Origin of the sequence: Tolumonas lignilytica, assembly GCF_000527035.1 — a bacterium.
Classification (GTDB): Bacteria; Pseudomonadota; Gammaproteobacteria; order Enterobacterales; family Aeromonadaceae; genus Tolumonas; species Tolumonas lignilytica.
The window spans coordinates 295783-316239 of record NZ_AZUK01000002.1 but is presented as its reverse complement, the minus strand read 5'-3'; the positions used below and the strand labels follow the sequence as shown (position 1 = coordinate 316239).

General features: G+C 41.3%; 23 protein-coding genes and 2 pseudogenes. 11 read left to right on the top strand and 14 right to left on the bottom strand.

The window, feature by feature from the left end:
- The coding region (locus tag H027_RS19205) for a hypothetical protein (protein ID WP_024873539.1) at positions 1 to 217 on the bottom strand (217 nt) is incomplete at its 3' end.
- Positions 218 to 449: 232 nt separating this feature from the next.
- On the opposite strand from H027_RS19205, the gene H027_RS0116530 reads away from it, so the two are divergent.
- The 8 genes and pseudogenes from H027_RS0116530 to rrtA all read left to right on the top strand — a co-directional run bounded on the left by H027_RS0116530 (position 450) and on the right by rrtA (position 7580).
- Positions 450 to 764: a type II toxin-antitoxin system HigB family toxin gene (locus tag H027_RS0116530; RefSeq protein WP_024873538.1), complete on the top strand. Its 315-nt coding sequence runs from the start codon at positions 450 to 452 to the stop codon at positions 762 to 764.
- Positions 761 to 1189 carry a helix-turn-helix domain-containing protein gene (locus tag H027_RS0116525; protein WP_024873537.1) on the top strand — a complete coding sequence of 143 codons (429 nt, stop codon included), beginning with the start codon at positions 761 to 763 and terminating at the stop codon, positions 1187 to 1189. Before H027_RS0116530 ends, H027_RS0116525 begins: the two co-directional genes overlap by 4 nt.
- Positions 1190 to 1312: 123 nt before the next feature.
- Positions 1313 to 2011, top strand: a complete 699-nt coding sequence (locus tag H027_RS0116520) for a TIM44-like domain-containing protein (protein ID WP_024873536.1) — start codon at positions 1313 to 1315, stop codon at positions 2009 to 2011.
- 503 nt (positions 2012 to 2514) lie between these two features.
- A pseudogene (locus H027_RS18130) lies at positions 2515 to 3504 on the top strand (IS5 family transposase).
- A gap of 574 nt (positions 3505 to 4078) precedes the next feature.
- On the top strand, positions 4079 to 4720 hold the full coding sequence (locus tag H027_RS0116510) for a PA3715 family protein (RefSeq protein ID WP_024873535.1): 642 nt from the start codon (positions 4079 to 4081) through the stop codon (positions 4718 to 4720).
- A gap of 140 nt (positions 4721 to 4860) precedes the next feature.
- Positions 4861 to 5796, top strand: coding sequence for a D-2-hydroxyacid dehydrogenase family protein (locus H027_RS0116505; RefSeq protein WP_024873534.1), 936 nt, complete (start codon positions 4861 to 4863; stop codon positions 5794 to 5796).
- A 199-nt stretch (positions 5797 to 5995) separates the two neighbouring features.
- Positions 5996 to 6920, top strand: a pseudogene (locus H027_RS18745) (IS3 family transposase).
- A gap of 33 nt (positions 6921 to 6953) precedes the next feature.
- Positions 6954 to 7580, top strand: coding sequence for a rhombosortase (rrtA, locus tag H027_RS19420; protein WP_081741580.1), 627 nt, complete (start codon positions 6954 to 6956; stop codon positions 7578 to 7580).
- A gap of 10 nt (positions 7581 to 7590) precedes the next feature.
- Here rrtA and pyrF read toward each other — a convergent pair whose 3' ends face one another.
- The 8 genes from pyrF to H027_RS19415 form a co-directional block, all read right to left on the bottom strand.
- Positions 7591 to 8292, bottom strand: coding sequence for an orotidine-5'-phosphate decarboxylase (pyrF, locus tag H027_RS0116480; protein WP_024873531.1), 702 nt, complete (start codon positions 8290 to 8292; stop codon positions 7591 to 7593).
- An 18-nt stretch (positions 8293 to 8310) separates the two neighbouring features.
- Positions 8311 to 9468 (bottom strand): lipopolysaccharide assembly protein LapB, encoded by a 1158-nt coding sequence (gene lapB, locus H027_RS0116475; RefSeq protein ID WP_024873530.1) that lies wholly within the window; start codon positions 9466 to 9468, stop codon positions 8311 to 8313.
- 8 nt (positions 9469 to 9476) lie between these two features.
- On the bottom strand, positions 9477 to 9764 hold the full coding sequence (locus tag H027_RS0116470; RefSeq protein ID WP_038150090.1) for a LapA family protein: 288 nt from the start codon (positions 9762 to 9764) through the stop codon (positions 9477 to 9479).
- Positions 9765 to 9786: 22 nt separating this feature from the next.
- Entirely contained in the window at positions 9787 to 10068 is a 282-nt protein-coding gene (locus H027_RS0116465; RefSeq protein WP_024873528.1) for an integration host factor subunit beta, read from the bottom strand.
- Positions 10069 to 10131: 63 nt separating this feature from the next.
- Positions 10132 to 11802, bottom strand: a complete 1671-nt coding sequence (rpsA, locus tag H027_RS0116460; RefSeq protein WP_024873527.1) for a 30S ribosomal protein S1 — start codon at positions 11800 to 11802, stop codon at positions 10132 to 10134.
- Positions 11803 to 11907: 105 nt separating this feature from the next.
- Entirely contained in the window at positions 11908 to 12600 is a 693-nt protein-coding gene (gene cmk, locus H027_RS0116455; protein ID WP_024873526.1) for a (d)CMP kinase, read from the bottom strand.
- A 42-nt stretch (positions 12601 to 12642) separates the two neighbouring features.
- Positions 12643 to 13095: a YcgN family cysteine cluster protein gene (locus tag H027_RS0116450; RefSeq protein ID WP_024873525.1), complete on the bottom strand. Its 453-nt coding sequence runs from the start codon at positions 13093 to 13095 to the stop codon at positions 12643 to 12645.
- Entirely contained in the window at positions 13088 to 13375 is a 288-nt protein-coding gene (locus H027_RS19415) for a YcgL domain-containing protein (protein ID WP_024873524.1), read from the bottom strand. The genes H027_RS0116450 and H027_RS19415 overlap by 8 nt, the downstream gene beginning before the upstream one ends.
- A 99-nt stretch (positions 13376 to 13474) precedes the next feature.
- Here H027_RS19415 and minC point away from each other — a divergent pair, with 99 nt between their 5' ends.
- Genes minC through minE form a run of 3 tightly spaced genes read left to right on the top strand, consistent with a single transcriptional unit; the run spans position 13475 to position 15373 of the window.
- Positions 13475 to 14236, top strand: a complete 762-nt coding sequence (gene minC / locus H027_RS0116440) for a septum site-determining protein MinC (RefSeq protein ID WP_024873523.1) — start codon at positions 13475 to 13477, stop codon at positions 14234 to 14236.
- Between the two features lie 21 nt (positions 14237 to 14257).
- Positions 14258 to 15070: a septum site-determining protein MinD gene (gene minD / locus H027_RS0116435; RefSeq protein ID WP_024873522.1), complete on the top strand. Its 813-nt coding sequence runs from the start codon at positions 14258 to 14260 to the stop codon at positions 15068 to 15070.
- A gap of 6 nt (positions 15071 to 15076) precedes the next feature.
- Positions 15077 to 15373 (top strand): cell division topological specificity factor MinE, encoded by a 297-nt coding sequence (gene minE / locus H027_RS0116430; protein ID WP_024873521.1) that lies wholly within the window; start codon positions 15077 to 15079, stop codon positions 15371 to 15373.
- 25 nt (positions 15374 to 15398) lie between these two features.
- On the opposite strand, the gene rnd is transcribed toward minE, so the two are convergent.
- From rnd to accD, 5 genes are read right to left on the bottom strand one after another with little or no spacing between them, the layout of a single operon-like run.
- Positions 15399 to 16499, bottom strand: coding sequence for a ribonuclease D (gene rnd / locus H027_RS0116425; protein WP_024873520.1), 1101 nt, complete (start codon positions 16497 to 16499; stop codon positions 15399 to 15401).
- A gap of 17 nt (positions 16500 to 16516) precedes the next feature.
- Positions 16517 to 17275: a Nif3-like dinuclear metal center hexameric protein gene (locus H027_RS0116420; protein ID WP_024873519.1), complete on the bottom strand. Its 759-nt coding sequence runs from the start codon at positions 17273 to 17275 to the stop codon at positions 16517 to 16519.
- Between the two features lie 10 nt (positions 17276 to 17285).
- The gene (locus H027_RS18970; RefSeq protein WP_024873518.1) at positions 17286 to 18263 is read right to left on the bottom strand and encodes an SPOR domain-containing protein; all 978 of its coding nucleotides are present in this window, start codon (positions 18261 to 18263) and stop codon (positions 17286 to 17288) included.
- A gap of 30 nt (positions 18264 to 18293) precedes the next feature.
- On the bottom strand, positions 18294 to 19550 hold the full coding sequence (gene folC, locus H027_RS0116410) for a bifunctional tetrahydrofolate synthase/dihydrofolate synthase (RefSeq protein ID WP_024873517.1): 1257 nt from the start codon (positions 19548 to 19550) through the stop codon (positions 18294 to 18296).
- Complete coding sequence (accD, locus tag H027_RS0116405) at positions 19547 to 20413, bottom strand: acetyl-CoA carboxylase, carboxyltransferase subunit beta (protein WP_024873516.1); 867 nt, start codon at positions 20411 to 20413, stop codon at positions 19547 to 19549. The genes folC and accD overlap by 4 nt, the downstream gene beginning before the upstream one ends.
- Between the last annotated feature and the right edge of the window lie 44 nt (positions 20414 to 20457).

Sequence of the window (20457 nt, the reverse complement as noted above, 5' to 3'; positions counted from 1 at the left end):
TCGGTGTGTAATTCAATTCCGCACTGGTTATGTCTTCGGAAACCTTCAAGTCCGTCGGTGTGTACGCCTGGAGCGGCTCATCATCCGGGCAAATAGTTTGAGGCAACCACTGCCCGTTTCCTGAATGATGTCGATGAAACACAAAGTAAACCGGCAATTTCAAACCTGTCGGCGGGTAATTCCGAGCAGTGGTTTGAAGCAGGTGCAGTGGCAGCATTGAAGTCTGTGTACCAATTAGCCAGTCCAGCGGTGATGAATAAAAGATATTTCCTTTATTCTCCTACCTAATATTCTCCTACCTAACAAGGCGTTTAAACACGTTCGCGTTGCTCACTGGACGGCACTTCGTGCCGCCGTTTAACTTATAGTTAGACTAAAGAAATTCACCACTTGTGAACATGACAAATCACTGCTAAAGTTTACGTATAGTGAACCAATGAGATCTGCTTGTGCATGTAATTTCCCGAAAGCCATTTAATGATGCGGTTAAACTTTATCCTAAAGATGCAACCGCCATTGAAGCTGCTTATAAAGTGCTGCGAAACGGCAACTTTGACGATCCACTTGAGTTAAAAGCCGTTTTTCCCAGTCTTGATAACTTCAAATACAAGAAAAAATGGTGGGTGATCGACATCGGTGGCAACAACCTGCGCATGATTGCTTTCATTGAGTTCAGAGATAACCGCATGTACGTCAAACACATCGTGACGCATGCTGAATACGATAAACTTTGCAAAAAATACGCTAAGGAGTCTGAACGATGAGCTTCTTACAAGTGAAAGAACAGGCACGGTCATTGTTCTCCAATGCCAGTTTTCTTGTTCACATCAGCAACAATGAAAAATACGAACAGGCTCTTTCCTTTATGGAGGAGCTGATTGAAGAATACGATCTCTACGAACCACTCATTGAGTTACTTTCTGCGTCGATTGAACGCTGGGAGAATAATGCGCCTGAATTTGCTGAGTTCAATCGCAAGGTGGCGACATTAGACAGTGGTGCAGCGGTGTTGCGAACACTCATGGATCAATACCATTTGAAAACCGATGATTTTAAAAATGAAATTGGCGGCAAAAGCATGGTCTCCATGATCCTTGGTGGCACACGTAAGCTATCAAAAGACCATATTCAGGCATTGTGCGATCGCTTCAAAATCAGCCCTGCTCTATTTTTCAATCACTCGAACTAACAAAGCGAAAAGCAAAAGCGTCTAACAACTAATTCAACCTCGTTCGCTTTGCTCACTGGACGGCACTACGTGCCGCCGGTTAATTAAAAGTTAGGCCCTATCACAATAATAATTTGAGCACATATGAAATTTAATAAACTCTTTTTCTTCGGTTTTCTGACCTTACTCATTTCCGAATATTGTTATGCCAGAGCAGGTGGTGCGACCTCACATTCGAGTGGTGGCAGATCTAACTATGGTGGTTTTATTAAACTTCTCTACTTTATCGGGATCGCTGTTTGGGCCGTGATTTTAGGTTTCATTGTCTATTTAAAAAAAACGAAAACACGACGGCTATTACGAAAGCTCGCTGTGGCTGATTCAGTATGGGATGAACATAAGCTAACCACATTAATCGAAACAGCCTATTTCAAAATTCAAGAATCTTGGAAACTCAGAAATCCAAATCTAGCGCGAGAATTCATGAGTGAACGGCTATACAGTAAACATCTACAACAAGCGCAAATGATGCTTCAAGACAATCTGAAACCCATGATGTTTTATATCAATTTGAAGAAAATTTCTATTGTTGAAGTGACAGACTTTAACGATAACAACAAAGATAAATTTACTGCACATATTGTTGGTTCAATCTTTGATTATGTGATCAATGAAATCACTAATGAGCAAGTTGCAGGCAATGGTGATAATGAAACTTTTCGTGAATTATGGAGTTTTATCCGTTTTAACGATAAGTGGTTACTTGATGAAATTCATCAAGATATAAGTGCATCAGAACTATTGAAACTTAAAAATAAAATTGAGGCACCAAGTTTGGCCTAACAAAAAATTAATGTGGGACCACTTCGTGGCCCCATAATTCGAAGTTGTGCCGTTTTCCTTTCTTCTTGATTGCTATCGTGAAATTCATGTCTGCTTCAAATGCTGTTGTTAAATCAACAATCGCTTAATTAACTTAAACTTACGCTTCACTTTTATGGTCTCATTTGCCAAGCTATTCCAATCAACTCCGGTGGAGCATGGATGCTTCTCGTCCCTCCCTAATTCTCACTACAGCTGATTGATTTCTCCTGCGGTAGCTTTATCTAAAACAGGTGATGCTATGGCTCCACACACTAATTTATTATCGTTGATTGGTTCACCCGTGCTTGGGGTTGCAGCTAGCTATTCAAGCAAAACTGATGTTTACATTTGTGGTGTTGACATTCGGGATAATGATGACTTAGTTCTGACTTTTCCAAAGGGGCATCAGTTAGGGAAGGTGCGAATAAGTCCTGAATGTGAGATCATATAGCCATCCTGTTGACCATCGGATCGGTTAAATCATGGAACATCAACTCACCTTCGCTGATAGCGAGTTCTCCAGTAAACGCCGTCAAACTCGCAAAGAAATATTTCTTTCCTGAATGGATGCTTTATTACCGTGGTCGATGCTTTTGGCACTCATCGAACCGGTTTATCCAAAAGCTGGAAATGGGCGCCAACCTTATCCATTGCAAACTATGTTTCGGATCCATTGTTTACAGCATTGGTATAATTTGAGCGATGGCGCCATGGAAGATGCACTCTATGAAATTGCTTCCATGCGATTGTTTGCACATCTGTCACTGGATGGCGCAATTCCAGACCGAACAACTATCATGAACTTTCGCCACTTGCTGGAACAACATCAATTAGCCCGGCAACTACTTGAAACCATCAACCAATGGCTCACAGATAGTGGTGTCATGATGAAACAAGGGACACTGGTTGATTCCACAATTATTGAAGCACCAACATCTACAAAAAATAAACAAAATCAACGCGATCCAGAAATGCATCAAACCAAGAAGGGCAATCAATGGCATTTTGGCATGAAAGCGCATATTGGCGTTGATGCCAAAAGTGGTTTGACGCATACACTGGTGACAACGCCAGCCAATGAACATGATCTGAACCAGCTAGAAAACCTATTGCATGGGCAAGAAGAATTTGTTTCAGCCGATGCGGGTTATCAAGGTGCAGAGAAACGCGAAGCCTTGAAAGAGGTGGATGTTGACTGGTTGATAGCGGAGCGTCCAGGTAAAGTCAGAACCTTAAAACAGCATCCACGACTAAATAAAGTAGCCATACGGATTGAATATTTGAAAGCCAGCATCCGCTCAAAGGTTGAACATCCGTTTCGGATCATCGTGCAGCAATTTGGCTTTGTAAAAGCCCGATACAAAGGGTTAGCAAAAAATGATAATCAATTAGCGATGTTGTTTGCACTGGCTAACATGGTTCGAGTAGACCAGATGTTGCGATATAGCCAAGGTGTCTCTGAAATCCGGTAATAATCCGAAAATCCCCACAACATAGAGGGAAAGTTGTTCCATAAATAAGTGTTTTTGAAAGTTATTGAGACAATAAACTCAAAATTTAGCGGCTTTGAATTAATTCAGGCTATATACCTGACTTATTCGCATCTTCCCTTACCCCGCAACTAACGAGTAACAATTAATGACTCTTTCAATATCATCATTTCACGACTCAGTCATCGAAACAATTATATAATTGGGCTGAAAAATTAGCTGTTGTGACTGGAAAGTTCTGTTCTGAAAATGAACATAAATTTACTTTGAAATTTATTGACTGCTAAATGATAAACATTCCACACAATGCTGAATGGGGCCCATCGAGTTCCATTCTTGAGCTTGAAAAGCTCAATGATTTCGAATACACAATTATGATGCAATCAGGCGATTCAATTTTGATTAGATGTCAGAGACTTGAATTTTGTTCTAAATAAAAATCACATAACAAAATTTTAATGTCGGACTGCACTGCGTGCAGCCACATAAACCGAAGTTGTGTTTTCTCGTTCCACCTTTGGAGTTATAAATATTTAAAGGTGCCATTTTTACATTCGTGTGTTTACTATCTTCCAATTGTTTAGCTTGTGATAAAACAATCGAAGAATTAGTTAAGAAAAATTTCGGTGATAACTATTCATATTTAACATGTAAACAAAACCCTAGTGTTAAAACTCAGACAATAGTTGCTTTTTTGGGTAACCCAGCAACTGATGAAAATCAGTCCACGGTTAATGATGCAATTGTTTTGTTGGTAAGTAACAACAAAATAACCAATCAGATTGTAGAAAAATCAATGTTATATAGTGATGCTATTTATCTAAGTGATATAAAAATTGATACTGCTGCATATACTATTTCAAAAAAAATAAGAGCTTTTGGTGTCAGATTCGTATTTAATGGATCATCAAGAGTTAGTCCATCAACAGATGAATTCATGAACTTGTATATTACAGATAATAAAAACATAAAAAACATTTTAAGAGGTTTGATCACATACAATTTCTCTGGTGATTGGGATGGTACAAGTTGTGAAGGTGTTTTCGATGAAACAAACTTCTACCTGAGCATATCTCCAGTACAAACCAATGGGTTTGCAAACATACTCATAACAAAGAAATCACAGCATGAAAAATCCATAAAAATAAATAATGAATGTGAAGAGAAAACTCTCTATTCACCAACCGGAAAAAAATAATATTTGATGGTGATAGATATATTCTTCCAAAATCATTAACTTCGTCTTACATCAACTGAGAAACACAACAAAAACTTGGTGTGGGATGCTTACGTACCCCACAAGTAAAAGTTATAGCTACTGAATAAGAGGTTTTCCCTTTGAAAATTGCCATTCTCGATGATTACCAAAACGCAGTGAAAAGCCTCGCCTGTTTTTCCATTTTGAATGGCTTTGATGTTACGATTTTTACTGATACACCCTCTTCCATTGATGAACTGGCTTATCGATTAAAACCATTTGATGCCTTAGTGCTCATTCGTGAACGCACGGCTATCAATGAAGCGTTGTTGGCTCAATTACCTGCACTGAAAGTGATAAGTCAAACTGGGAAAATCAGTAATCACATCGATGTAGCTGCTTGTGAAAAATATGGTGTCACTATTCTTGAAGGAGTCGGTTCTCCAACTGCGCCAGCTGAGCTTTGCTGGACATTGGTGATGGCGGCAAGCCGACATCTTGTTCCCTATGTTCTCAATCTCAAGTCAAGCCAATGGCAGCAATCGGGCTTAGGGTTAGGTCGAACCTTGTCTGGACTCACTTTGGGCATCTGGGGATATGGTCGCATTGGACAGATGATGGCAACATACGCAAAAACTTTCGGCATGTCTGTTTTGGTCTGGGGCAGTCAGCAATCCAGAGATAAGGCCCTCAATGATGGTTTTCATGCAGCCTCATCCAAAGAAGCCTTTTTCAGGGCTTGTGATGTGTTATCGCTTCATTTGCGTTTAAATGATGCAACCCGGGCGTGCGTCACTCTGCAAGATTTATTATTGATGAAGGCTGATGCATTGTTGGTCAATATCAGTCGAGCTGAATTAATTGAACCGTCTGCGCTGCTTCAGTCTTTAAAAGCCGGTCATCCCGGGTTTGCTGCACTCGATGTATTTGAATCAGAACCTGTAAATACTGATACTGAGTTACTGCAACTACCCAACGTATTGGGTACGCCTCACATTGGTTATGTTGAAAAGAATAGCTATGAGCTTTATTTTCGTGCAGCTTTTGAAAATATCGTTAGTTACTCAAAAGCATAAACGGCAAGCGTTGTGAAGATTCGTAGCTATAACAAAAACTTAATGGCGGACAACACAGCGTGCTGCCCCATAAGTAATAGTTAGGTTTTTAAATAAAATATTACCTAATAGTAAGAAATTTAATGTCTGAAGTGGCACACTAAATTTGGCCACCTGATTAGAGGTGATATCCTCACCTCATAACAATACAGGTGACACTATGGCAAAACGTTTCAGTCCCGAGTTTCAACTTGAATCAGCAAAACTGGTTCTCGACCAAAATTACACGCCCACCGAGGCGGCCAACGCCATGAATGTGGGCGTATCAACCATGACCCGATGGGTGCGACAGCTAAAAGACGAGCGTCAGGGTAAACCAACGAAGGCGGCTCCCATGACACCCAAACAAATTGAAATACGCGAGCTGAAGAAAAAGCTGCAACGTATTGAAATAGAAAATGAAATACTAAAAAAGGCTACTGCGCTCTTGATGTCGGACTCCCTAAACAATTCTCGGTCGAGAAACTCAAGACGCGTTATCCCGTGGCAACGTTCTGCCATGTTTTCAGGGTTCACTGTAGTAGCTATAAATACTGACGTAAAAGACCGGCAACTCCCGATGCCAAACGGACAGAACTGCTGAGTCTGGCGCGGCACGTGATCTATATCTGGACAGGCTGTCGCTGGGCTTATCTGGCTGTGGTGATGGTTCTATTCGCCCGTAAACCGGTTGGCTGGGTGATGTCCTTCTCGCCTGATACGGCGTTGACAGAAAAAGCCCTGCAAATGGCCTAGAGCCACGCGGAAAACCGGCTGACGTGATGTTTCACAGCGATCAGGGATGTCACTATACCAGCAAAACATTCCGACAATTATTGTGGCGCTACCGTATCAAGCAGAGCATGAGCCGCCGAGGTAACTGCTGGGACAACAGCCCGATGGAGCGCTTCTTCAGAAGCCTGAAAAATGAATGGATACCCGTGACGGGCTATCTGAGTTTTACAGAAGTAAGGATGGTGATAATGCGCTACATAACCGGCTATTACAGCCAGTTACACCCTCATCAGTACAACGGTGGTCTGACACCGAATGAATCGGAACGGTTGTTCTGGCAAAACTCTAAAACTGTGGCCAATTTTAGTTGACCATTTCAATATGAATCCGCCATAGTTAATATTATGCAGACATCCATTTCAATTACTCGAAATATAAGACAGATATTGTCTCTGTCAAACGTGATTTTTTTTGTAATCGTCTTTTTTTCTTTAAGCCTTTTACAGTTCATTCAACAACATATCATCGATCTTAGCTTCTATCGAACATTGGTTCAGCAACACGAATATTGGCGATTACTTACAGGAGGCTTAGTGCATGCCAATACAACTCATTTGACACTCAATTTATTAGGAGTATTCTGTTTGCTGATGCTGTATGAACACCAGATAAAAACAATATATTGGTGTTCAATTAGTATAACTCTCGTCATTTGTGTGAATATATCTATATTTTTATGGATTCCATCAACTGAGCATTATCTTGGTTTCTCTGGTGCATCACATGGATTATATGCTTGGTATTCAATAAAAGAGTGGAAACGAAAGCACTCATTATTTCCAATTTTTATATTGTTATTTTTACTAGGGAAAATGATTATAGATGCATTTTCCATAAACCAATTGAGTAGTACCCTTATTGGCATGAGAGTACATTGGCAATCTCACTGGATTGGCGCTATAGCTGGAACGCTAATAGCATTCATATCTAAAAAAAAGCCGCATAGAGCGGCCAACACAAATAACAATTGATTTATAGCTATTACGCAAGGATAGATTGATTTATGTCTTGCAATGTCATCAATGGTGATATTGCTTGGGTCACTGGTCGTCCAATCACCAAATAATCGGCACCAGCACGAATGGCTTCAACTGGTGTCATAACACGACTCTGATCGTCTGTTTTCACAGTTGTATCTAAACGAATGCCAGGCGTCACCAATTTAAATGAATCACCCAGCTGCGCTTTTAATACATTAGCCTCTTGCGCTGAACAAACCACACCGTCTAAACCTGCTTGTTGTGTCAATTTAGCTAACCGAAGAACTTGCTCAAAAGGCGCGATGTTTAAACCAATATCAGCTAAATCACTTTGTTCCATACTGGTAAGCACCGTTACAGCTATTAAAAATGGAGCTTTATCGCCATATGGTAATAATGCAGTTCGCGCAGCCTCCATCATCTTTCGGCCACCAGATGCATGCACATTAACCATCCAAACCCCCATTTCCGCACTCGCCTTTATTGCTTTTGCAACAGTCGTCGGAATATCATGAAACTTGAGATCAAGAAATACATCAAAACCTTTTTTGACCAACGTTTCGACAAATTGAGGACCATAATAGGTAAACATTTCTTTGCCAACTTTTAAACGGCAGTCAGAAGGAGTAACCTGATCGACAAAAGATAAAGCATCTTCTTTTTTAGCAAAATCGAGGGCAACAATAATTTTAGATTCTGTCATACATCCTACCAATATAAATTAGTCACCATCCAAACCTTGAATAGGTGAAATACTTCCCCATTGTTTACATGATGGGCAATGCCAAAAAATGACCTTACTGGAAAAACCACAACGTTCACAGCGATAGATAGGTTTGGTCGCTATTTGCTTTTCAACTAATGACCGTAATAAATAAATACTTTCCGTAGCTTTATCATCGTGCATAGCCTCCAGCTGATACGTCATTAATCGATGAAACCCTCTCATTGTCGGGTTTCTTTTTATATGACGTAATATAAATGCTTCGGCATCACGAATACCTTGTTGCGTTTGTATAGATTCAGCCAGAGCAAGAGCAACCGTTGTATTCTGACTATTCTCAAGCCAACGAACTAATATCTTAGTAAACTCATGTTCTCCAATATGAGAGCGGCATTGCAGTAATAACTTCCATGCTTCGCTAGCAAAATTAGACGATATATCAGGAATTTGATTAATTAATTTAATTGCAGTATCAAATTGCTTTTGATCAATATGCATCTGAGCAAACAGAATTAAAGCTCGAACACATCGAGGATCAATCTTTAAAGCACGCTTTAATCGTATAGAAGCCGCCTTAAAATCTGTTTGTGCAATATCCTGCTCAGCTATCTGACAATAATAATGAGCAATAATATGACTATAATTTTTACCCGGCAGCTTCTCAGCTATATTTATCGCTTTTTGCCATTCATGTAACTGCTCATAAATCTGCAGTAACGTTGTTCTGGCATCATTGGCCAAATCATCATCATTCAACAAACTGAGTAATACATTTTCTGCTCGGTCTAGCAAACCCGCTGCAATAAAGTCTCGAGCCAGTTCCAACATGGATAAATTTTGCTGTTCTGTTGAATCAAGACATCTTGCGACTAAGTTTTGATGAATACGAATAGCGCGATCAACCTCCCCTCGCTGGCGGAACAAGTTACCTAAAGCAAGGTGTGTATCGATTGTATCGGTGTCTACCTGTAATAGATCAATAAACAAATCTACAGCTTTATCAGGCTGCTCTGACAATAAAAAATTAATTCCAGCTGCATAATTTCTCGAGCGCTGAGAATTTTTTTTATCTTCATCAATACGGACACTGCGTCTTCCCATATACCAGCCATAAGCTACCGCAACTGGCAGAAGCAGGAAGAGTAATTCCAGCATTAATTCAATTATTCCTTAACTGATGAAGCGCTGATTTGTGCAGATAGACGCGAAATGTGATTTTGCAATCTGCGTAACTTAAATCGAGCAGCAATATAACTGAATCCTAATGCGCACAATGCCACCAAGAAACCAGAAAAAAAAGCACCGATAAGTAAAGCGGCAAGACTGAAATCATCTTGAGCAATGAGGAAATTAATATGAATTTGTTGACCGTTAACAGAACCCAAAGTTACAAGGAACATGGCCAACGACAAAATAGCCATGAAATACAATATGGATTTCAAAAATTTCATGTCAACACCAAACAGAGTGAAATTACAAAGAGTTTACTCGTTCCCTTAATTCTTTGCCGGGTTTGAAATGAGGAACACTTTTGGCTAATAACTCGACTTTCTCTCCGGTTTTAGGATTCCGACCAATTCTCGGTGCTCTGTAATGAAGAGAAAAACTACCAAAACCACGAATTTCGATTCGATTCCCGCATTCCAGAGTAACAGCCATACATTCCAGTATTTCTCGGACTGCAGCCTCAACATCCTTTGCGGCAAGATGTTGCTGACTAGAAGATAGACGTTCAATAAGATCAGATTTCGTCATAACTATTCTCTCCAGCATAAAAAAGTAAATGGAGTGGCTTTCACCACTCCATTTTTAGAGCGATTATTCGCCTTTAGCTGCTTTGAAAGCTTCAGCCATTGCATTACCAAAACCAGCTTCTTCTTGCTGATTCAGTGAATCCATTGCTGTTTTTTCTTCAGCTTCGTCTTTAGCACGAACTGACAGGCTTACTGTACGGTTCTTACGGTCAACGCCCATGAATTTGGCTTCAACTTCATCACCAACAGACAGAACCAGAGATGCATCTTCTACACGGTCACGTGATGCGTCAGCAGCACGGATGTAGCCTTCAACACCTTCTTCCAGCTCGATGGTAGCGCCTTTGCTGTCAACGGCAGTTACCTTACCTTTAACGATAGCACCTTTTTTGTTATCTGACAGGTACTTGTTGAACGGATCTTCTTCGATCTGTTTAACACCCAGAGAGATACGCTCACGCTCTGGATCTACTTGCAGAACAACAGCTTCGATTTCGTCACCTTTCTTGAATTCACGAACCGCTTCTTCGCCAGTTACGTTCCAAGAAATGTCAGACAGGTGAACCAGACCGTCGATACCACCGTCCAGGCCAATGAAGATACCAAAATCAGTGATAGACTTGATCTTACCACTTACACGATCACCTTTCGCATGAGTTTCTGCGAATTGCTGCCATGGGTTGGCTTTGCACTGTTTCAGGCCCAGAGAGATACGACGACGTTCTTCGTCGATATCCAGAACCATAACTTCAACAGTGTCACCCACGTTAACAACTTTAGATGGGTGAATGTTTTTGTTGGTCCAATCCATTTCAGAAACGTGAACCAGACCTTCAACGCCTTCTTCGATTTCAACGAAGCAGCCATAGTCAGTCAGGTTAGTCACACGACCAGTCAGACGTGCACCTTCTGGGTAACGTTTAGCGATAGCTACCCATGGATCTTCGCCCAGCTGTTTCAGACCCAGAGATACACGAGTACGCTCACGGTCGAACTTCAGAACTTTAACAGTGATTTCATCACCAACGTTCACGATTTCAGATGGGTGTTTAACACGTTTCCAAGCCATGTCAGTAATGTGCAGCAGGCCGTCAACACCACCCAGATCTACGAATGCACCGTAGTCAGTCAGGTTCTTAACGATACCTTTAACTTCATGGCCTTCTTGCAGAGTAGACAGCAGGCTGTCGCGCTCAGAAGAGTTTTCAGTTTCGATAACAGCACGACGAGAAACAACAACGTTGTTGCGTTTCTGATCCAGCTTGATTACTTTGAACTCAAGTTCTTTGCCTTCCAGGTGAGCAGTGTCACGTACTGGACGCACATCAACCAGAGAGCCTGGCAGGAATGCACGGATACCATTCAGTTCTACGGTGAAACCGCCTTTCACTTTGCCATTGATCAGACCAACAACAGTAGCCTGTTCTTCGTATGCTTTTTCCAGCTGCAACCATGCTTCGTGACGTTTAGCTTTTTCACGAGACAGCAGAGTCTCACCGAAACCGTCTTCTACAGAGTCCAGAGCTACGTCAACTACGTCACCCAGAGCAATTTCCAGCTCGCCCAGTGCATTTTTGAACTGTTCAGCAGGGATTGCAGATTCTGATTTCAGACCAGCGTCAACCAGTACGATGCCGTTTTCGATAGCAACAACAGTACCTTTAACGATAGCACCAGGACGGGTTTCCAGTTGTTTCAGAGACTCTTCAAAGAGTTGAGCAAAAGATTCAGTCATGTTTAAAAACACTTAAAAGTTAATAACGTCCACAGGGCAATCCGGCCACTATGGGGTTGTGGTTATTTAGCCATCCCTATCCTTGGTCTGACCGATCCAAAGCAATTATTCGCCTTGGATAAAACGCTGATTTACAAGTTCAAGCACCCGATTAAAGACTGACTCAATTGACATGCTTGTTGAATCAATAAAAATCGCATCATCTGCCGGTTTTAAGGGCGCTACAGGGCGATTTCTATCGCGGAAATCGCGATCTTGAATTTCTTGTAAAAGGTTATCAAAATTAACATTTATTCCCTTTTGCTGCAACTGCAATTGTCTGCGCTTTGCCCGTTCCTCAGCACTAGCATCCAGAAATATTTTGAGTGGTGCCGTAGGAAAAACAACCGTCCCCATATCTCTACCATCCGCAATTAATCCTGGTGCTTGAGCAAAATTCTGCTGGCGAAGCAACAAAGCAGCTCGCACCTCAGGATAGGCCGCCACTTTGCTGGCAGAATTCCCTGTTGTTTCTGTTCTGATTTCATCAGTAACATTGATGCCGTCAAGAACGATCAAAACTTCATCATTCTCAATTGGAAAACTTACATTAAGGGCACTGGCCAATTCAACCAACTGTGGAATATCATCTAGGGCAATGCTGTTTTTCAATGCTGCTACTGCTAATACGCGATAGATCGCGCCTGAATCCAGCAGATGCCAACGCAACTGCTTTGCCAGTAACATACACAGTGTTCCTTTCCCTGCACCACCCGGACCATCAATAGTTACAACAGGAAAATGAATATCAAGAGGCATTTTTATTATCCTGATTTTTAATTAATTGAAAAATAATATGAATTAAAGCTTCCAAACCACAATATGGTTTGCCCAATCACCACGATCACGTTCATGAACAACTTTCCCTTTTACTGTTTTGCCATAGCGATTCATTTTTCTTTTATCGCCTGTCAACAGCGGGTGCCAAAATGGTAATGGTTTACCATTTGCAATACGACGGTAAGCACAAGTAGACGGCAACCAGGGTAATGTTTTTGCCATATCAACATCTAACTTGATGCAATCTGGTTCAAAATGATGTCTATTTTGATAATCAGAGCAACTACAGGTATTCAAATCAAGTAGATTACATGCAACGTTGGTGTAGACCAATTCGTCGGTGTCTTCATCGATTAGCTTTGTCAGACAACAATGACCACATCCATCGCATAGGAGTTCCCATTCATCTTCACTCAACTCTTCAAGCTGTTTGTGTTCCCAATACCGGCTTTTAATCAACTCATCTCTATTCATGCATACTTCTCCGAGACAAATATTCATGATGCTGTTTTAGCAAATTTTCATCTTCCGGTTTGATATATAACCAATAGCTATTATTTGATAGCTCTTGAAGAAGCTTTTCTTTGGATACATAAGGAACCTTATCCAGCTTATTTTCTGGCAATAGCATGACTAGTTGGGGTCTTCCAAAAATCTTTAATAACTCATTCGGAATGACTGAAAAATCATCTTTTTTTGCCAAAAAAAGATATGTGTTAGGTCTCTTGGTACTCCGATAGACAGCACAGATCATGATTCTGATTAATTTCCCTAGGGTTTGTTGCTATGAATTGTCGGGAAATATAACATGTGATGCCATTAATACTCATGTATTGTTGTATGGAGTGGACGGATGTCCGAACGTGGTTATGAGCTGAAAGGCAGTGTGTTTACAATGATGGTATTACATCTGGAGGATGCAATACCTGAGCAAATTCAGCAACTTTTAGAACAGAAAGTGAGTCAGGCACCTAAATTTTTTGATTCGGCACCATTAGTAATCAATGTTGAGCTGCTTACAGAAATTCCCGACTTCTCCCAAATTATATCTGCTATTTTGGCTGCCAACTTTATTCCCGTTGGTATAACTGGCGCTAAAAGCGTTGAAATGCGAGAAGCTGCCAAAAAAGCTGGGCTAGCTATCTTAACTGCCGGAAAAGAAGCGAATACAAATACAGATGCCGTTACATTGCATACGCCGAAAGAAACCATTTATAAAACACCGTCTGAGCTGAGAGAGGAACAGGAAACGGTTCAAATGGCATCCTCAGAAACAGAAAACCTGGCTTCGACTAAGGTCGTTCAAAGTAATGTGCGTTCAGGGCAGCAAATATATTCGCCAGGTCCTGTTGTTATCTTAGGTTCAGTAAGTAATGGCGCTGAAATTATTTCCAACGATAGTATCCATGTTTATGGTACTTTAAGAGGCAGAGCACTGGCTGGAGCACGAGGCAATCACGATGCGCGGATTTTCTGTGGACATCTAGATGCTGAATTAATTTCAATTGCCGGACATTACTTGCTAAGTGATAGTCTTCCTGAACAACATATTGGCCAGGAAGTACAGATCCGTCTGGAAAATGAAAAAATTATTTTTGACAAATTAACAAGCTAACGGTTTACAAGGGTAATATTCATGGCACGAATTATTGTCGTAACATCCGGGAAGGGTGGTGTTGGTAAGACCACAAGCAGTGCTGCAATCAGTACCGGTCTGGCGCAGCGCGGTAAAAAAACCGTTGTTATCGATTTCGATATCGGATTACGAAATCTTGATCTCATCATGGGCTGTGAACGCCGGGTAGTATATGATTTTGTAAATGTGATTAATGGCGAAGCCACATTAAATCAGGCACTTATTAAAGATAAACGTGTCGATAACTTGTTTATCCTGCCTGCTTCCCAAACTCGTGACAAAGATGCCTTAACAAAAGAAGGTGTCGAAAAAATTATTAATAAACTTCAGGAAATGGACTTTGACTACATTATCTGCGATTCGCCTGCAGGTATTGAAACTGGTGCATTGATGGCACTCTATTTTGCTGATGAAGCGATAGTGACAACAAACCCTGAAGTCTCTTCAGTTCGTGACTCTGACCGTATTCTTGGAATTCTTGCGTCTAAATCACGCCGAGCCGAACAAAGCCTTGAGCCAGTAAAAGAGCACTTACTCTTAACTCGTTACGCCCCCGGCCGTGTAAATCGTGGCGATATGTTGAGTGTAGAAGATGTTCAAGAAATTTTGGCCATTCCTCTATTGGGTGTAATTCCTGAATCACAAGCGGTTTTACGTGCATCAAATTCTGGTGAACCGGTAATTTTTGACCAAACGTCTGACGCTGGACAGGCATATCTCGATACCGTAGCTCGCTTGCTGGGAGAAAAACGTGATTTTCGTTTCCTGCAGGAAGAGAAAAAAGGCTTCTTTAATCGCCTGTTCGGAGGATAACAGCTGATGTCATTGCTTGATTTTTTTCTGAAATCCAGAAAAGAGAATACGGCGAAATTGGCTAAAGAGCGACTGCAGATTATTGTTGCTCATGAAAGAACCAGCCGTAGCGGACCTGATTATCTTCCTCAGTTAAAACAAGATATTCTGGACGTTATTAGAAAATATGTTCAGATTGATCCGGAACAAGTATCTGTTCAACTAGATAAAAAAGGTGAACAGCTCTCGGTGCTTGAACTAAATATCATGCTGTCAGACGATAAGAAATCCAATTCTGATAGTAATGAAGAAGTAAAACCATAAATAAGGGCGCTATGCGCCCTTATTTTTATTCAAGTTTTAATAGTTGATTTCGCCAACCTGACATCAATTTTGGTAATGCAACTTCCAATTTCTTATTCTCATAAGACCACAATAAATATTGATTGATTAGCTTTCGCGAACCCAATAATTCAATTGGCAGATTATGTTCTTTGGCAACAACCTCAACACGTTGCTTAATTTGTTTAAAATCATGTTTGTAATGCGGGAAGTCTATCATGCGTTGGATCCGTGTGGGTTGAGACGCTACCTCGCAGCTCATTCCCTTTTGAATACATTGTATGATTGCGGAGCCATAACGATTTTTTTGTTGTGAAGAAATATCTATTTGAGCTAGTTCACGCTCTGTTTCTGGTCGTTTTCGGCTTAATTCAGCCAGAATCTCTTCTCGAAGTACAAAATTCTGTGGTTTATCTTCTGCTAATGCAGTTTGATAACGCCACTTCGCTAATTCACGCAAAACAGCTAATTCTGAGGGATACAACTGCCAAGCACCACTGATCTCTCGATATAGTTCATCATCAATAATTGGCTGTTTTTTCGAGCATAAAAGTGCCGACATTTCTTCATCGAACCATGCCTTTTTCCCAGTAAAATCAAGCTGTTTTGACAGATGATCATACAACGACTGTAAATATGACACATCTTTAGCTGCATACAGTTTTTGGGCTTCTGTTAAAGGTCTTGCCAGCCAGTCAGTTAATGTTTGATCTTTTGCTAATGTAACACCACAAATTTGTTCTACTAGCCCTGCATAACCAAGAGACGCACCATATCCAAGGAATGCAGCCGCCACTTGAGTATCAAAAACTCTTTCTGGTAGCTGATGTGCACAAACTTGCAGTACATCCAAATCTTCTTTGCAGGAGTGAAATACAAATTCCTTCTGTGCTGAGAAAATAGAATCCCATAGTAAATTAATGGTTTTAATTGCCAATGGGTCTATCAGGTAGTCTATGGAATTTAAATGCAGCTGTAATAAACCTAGTTTAGGGAAATAAGTAGAAACACGGATAAATTCTGTATCCAGTAGTAATGTTGTACTTGCATTAATTTGCGCCAACAATGGCTCTAATAAAATATCTGAATCAATATAACTGTAAGACATAATCGTCCATTGTCTGCTTATGCTGGATTATCGATATCAATAAAATGGACATCTAAATCATTAAATTGTTGTTGTAACCATTCACCTAGTACTTTTATGCCATAACGTTCGGTGGCGTGATGACCAGCAGCATAGAAAACCACATTATTTTCACGGGCAGTATGAATTGTATGCTCAGAAACTTCGCCACTAATATATGCATCAACCCCAAATTCTATGGCTTCCTGAAGATAATTTTGAGCACCGCCAGTACACCATGCAATATGCCGTAATTTCTGTTCTGGATGATGACTAATTAAAGGTGTTCTCTGCAATGCAAGTTCAATATGACTTGTGAAATCTGCAGCAGACATGGGTTCAGGTAAGTAACCATGAAAAACAAGACATTGAGAATCTTCCGGGTTAATCGGTTCAATCCCCTCTAGGCCTAGCTGTTTTCCCAACTGGACATTATTCCCAAGGCTGAGATGAGCATCCAGCGGAAGATGATAAGCCAGAAGATTAATGTCATGTTTGATTAACCTACGGACTCTCTCCCCTTTCATTCCCGTTAAAATTTGTGATTCACCGGGCCAGAAATAACCATGATGCACTAACAATGCATCGGCCTGAAGTTGGATCGCTTCATCAATTAATGCTTGTGACGCCGTTACTCCGGTCACAATGGTTTTAATATTCCGTTTGCCTTCAATCTGCAATCCATTGGGTGCATAGTCTTTGAAAAGAGAAATAGACAACAATTTATTGAGATATGACTCCAGTTCTGTATTTAACATATGCTGTTACTCAATTATTAATTGCTGAATATGAAATCACTCTGGCAGATGTCCCACCGATGCGATTAATCCCGCTCAACATACCCTGTAATTTATCTCGTGATACATCGGGGCCAACGACAACACGAGTTAACTGACCTGCACGCTGAGCTGAGGCGTTGTAACCTGCACTATGTAGTTTCTCGGCAAGCATTTTCGCGTTTTCTGCATTAGAGAACACACCGACCTGAATAATCCATGAATTATTACTGGCCGATACAGATTTTGTCGTTGTATTGGAATGTAAGGCCCCAGCCCCTGATTTCATTGCTGCTCTTTCGGCTTCAACTTGCGCGGGGGTTTTAATCGTGAGGCCACTTTCATCTCGCTGTACAGTCAATTTAGACTCATTGCCTGATTTCGTTGCGGTTTGTTCAGTCGTCACTGATTTTGCCGATTGTAATGCTTCTAATTCGGCTTTACGCTTTGCTTCAAGAGCCGCTTCTTTTGCTTTTGCGGCTGCAATTGCTTCTTTTTTCTTAATTTCCAACTCTTTGGCTTTCTTGAGCTCGTTTTCTGATGGTTCAGACACATTTTTATTCGTGGTATTGTTGGTCACCACGTTATTACTTGTCGCCGCCCCTTTTTCGGTAATAGTCACTGGAGCAGCGACTTCTTCAACTTGCCAGTTTTCTGTCTTACCTTGTGCTACTGCTGTTTCCTTCGCCCCTGAATTATTTGCAACGACAACATTGGCTGATGTAGCTACATTTTGAGTCGAAGAACCTGACGATGCCGCACCCGACGGTGCCGTTGAAACGGCCATGCTTGACTGATTATTTGCAGATATTCCCGTCCCGGCTAATGATTGTTCAGGCCGTAACGGCATGCTACCAGCAGGTGCAGCGATATCATTTTTTTTTCCCATCAATAAATCAGGTAAAAATAAGACACCTAAAGACACAAGAATGACAGTACCAATCAACCGGTTTTGAAATTGTGTAGCCAAGATCGTTAACCTCTAAATTATCTGACTGAATTATCGTTGTTCTGTTGTTGCTAAAACGTCAGCAACCGTGAGAAAAGAACCAAATACAATAATCAGCTCATTTGATGATGTTTCAGTTAAAGCAGCCTCATAAGCAGCGATCACAGAGGCATGACATGTAAAACGAGTATCTCTGGGTAGCACAGCCGCTAAATCTTTTGCGTTGGCCGCCCGAGGCCCAGCAAGATCAGCAAGATGCCAAATATCAATATAAGGTAAAACATGTTCCAGCGTGTGCCGAATATCTTTATCTTTGAGCATACCCACTACAGCGATGATCCTACTGGCCTTTTGCTTAGCCAGTTGCTTAGCAAGATATGCCGCAGCATGAGGATTGTGGGCAACATCAATAATAACTGTCGGATTAGACTGCAAAATCTGAAAACGCCCGGATAAATAAGCTTGTCTTAAGCCAGAACGAATAGCATCTTCAGATATGGATAAGGGGGTATGTTCTAATACTGCCAGTACCGTAGCTGCATTCTGTAGCGGTAACACAGGAGCTGGAAGACTGGAGAATTGCCTGTGTTGGCCTTGGTAATCCCACCCATCGCGAGTTGTCTTATAACTAAAATGATCATTAACCTGGTATAAGTCAGCGTTAATTTCCTGTGATGTTTCCATCAAGGACTGGGGAGGATTCGGTTCGCCACAGATGGCCGGACGCCCAGCACGATAGATGCCAGCTTTTTCTACAGCAATGGCCTCTCGAGTGTCGCCAAGCCAGTCACAATGGTCTAAATCAATGCTGGTGATTACAGATATATCAGCATCAATAATATTAGTGGCATCTAATCGACCACCGAGTCCGACTTCCAAAAGAATGACATCAGGTTTGTATTTTTTAAATACAGCAAAAGCAGCCAATGTTCCAAATTCAAAGAAAGTTAAGCTGATCCCCGCACGTTTCTCTTCAATTTCAGCAAAAGCAGAACACAGATCCGCATCGCAGACTTCACGTCCGTTGATTTTCACTCGCTCGTTATAACGGAGTAAATGCGGTGATGCATAAACACCGGTCGAATATCCTGCAGCCTGAAAGATACTGGCTAACATTGCGCAAGTAGAACCCTTACCGTTTGTTCCACCAACAGTAATAACTATACCCGGCAATCGCATTAAATCGGCTTGTTGTGCCACCGTTCTGACACGTTGTAGTCCAAGTTCAATTTGCTGCGGATGGATCTGCTCTAAATAAGAAAGCCAGTCGGACAACGACTGGCTTTGAGTCATGACCGGTAATGTCATGCGTGCATGTCCTCAACAACACTGAGGTTCATGTATTTACCAAGAATAGAAGCTAATTTATCGCGCATGTTTCGACGATCAATGATCATGTCGATTGCACCTTTTTCCAACAGGAATTCTGAACGCTGGAAACCTTCTGGCAATTTCTCACGCACAGTCTGCTCAATAACACGCGGACCAGCAAAACCAATCAATGCTTTAGGTTCACCGACATTGATATCACCTAGCATGGCGAAACTTGCAGATACCCCACCCATGGTTGGATCTGTAAGTACCGAAATATAAGGTAAACCTTCTTCGCTCAGACGCTCAAGTGCCGCACTGGTTTTAGCCATTTGCATCAAGGAAAACAATGCTTCCTGCATACGAGCGCCGCCAGATGCAGAAAAACAGATCAAACCTCGACGTTCTTTAATGCACTCATCGACGGCACGTACAAAGCGAGCACCAACCACAGATCCCATTGAGCCGCCCATGAATGTAAATTCAAATGCGCAGGCCACAACAGGAACACCTTTAACCGTGCCCTTCATCACCACTAAAGCGTCTTTTTCGTTTGTATCTTTCTGTGCTGACGTCAGACGATCTTTGTATCGTTTTGAATCTTTGAATTTCAGAATATCCTGCGGCTCAAGTTCTGCTCCCAGTTCACTCCGATTATTCACGTCCAGAAAACGTTCCAGCCGTGCTCTGGCACCGATCCGCATGTGATGACCACATTTTGGACAAACAGATAAACTACGTTCTACTTCGGCTTTGTATAATACCTGCTCACAACCGTCGCATTTTGTCCAAATACCTTCAGGTATATTGTGACGACGGGAGTTATCGCTTTTTGGAAGAATCTTTTCAAGCCAGCTCATGGGATTCCTTACTTTAGTCTTAATCCGACCAAAATCGACTAATT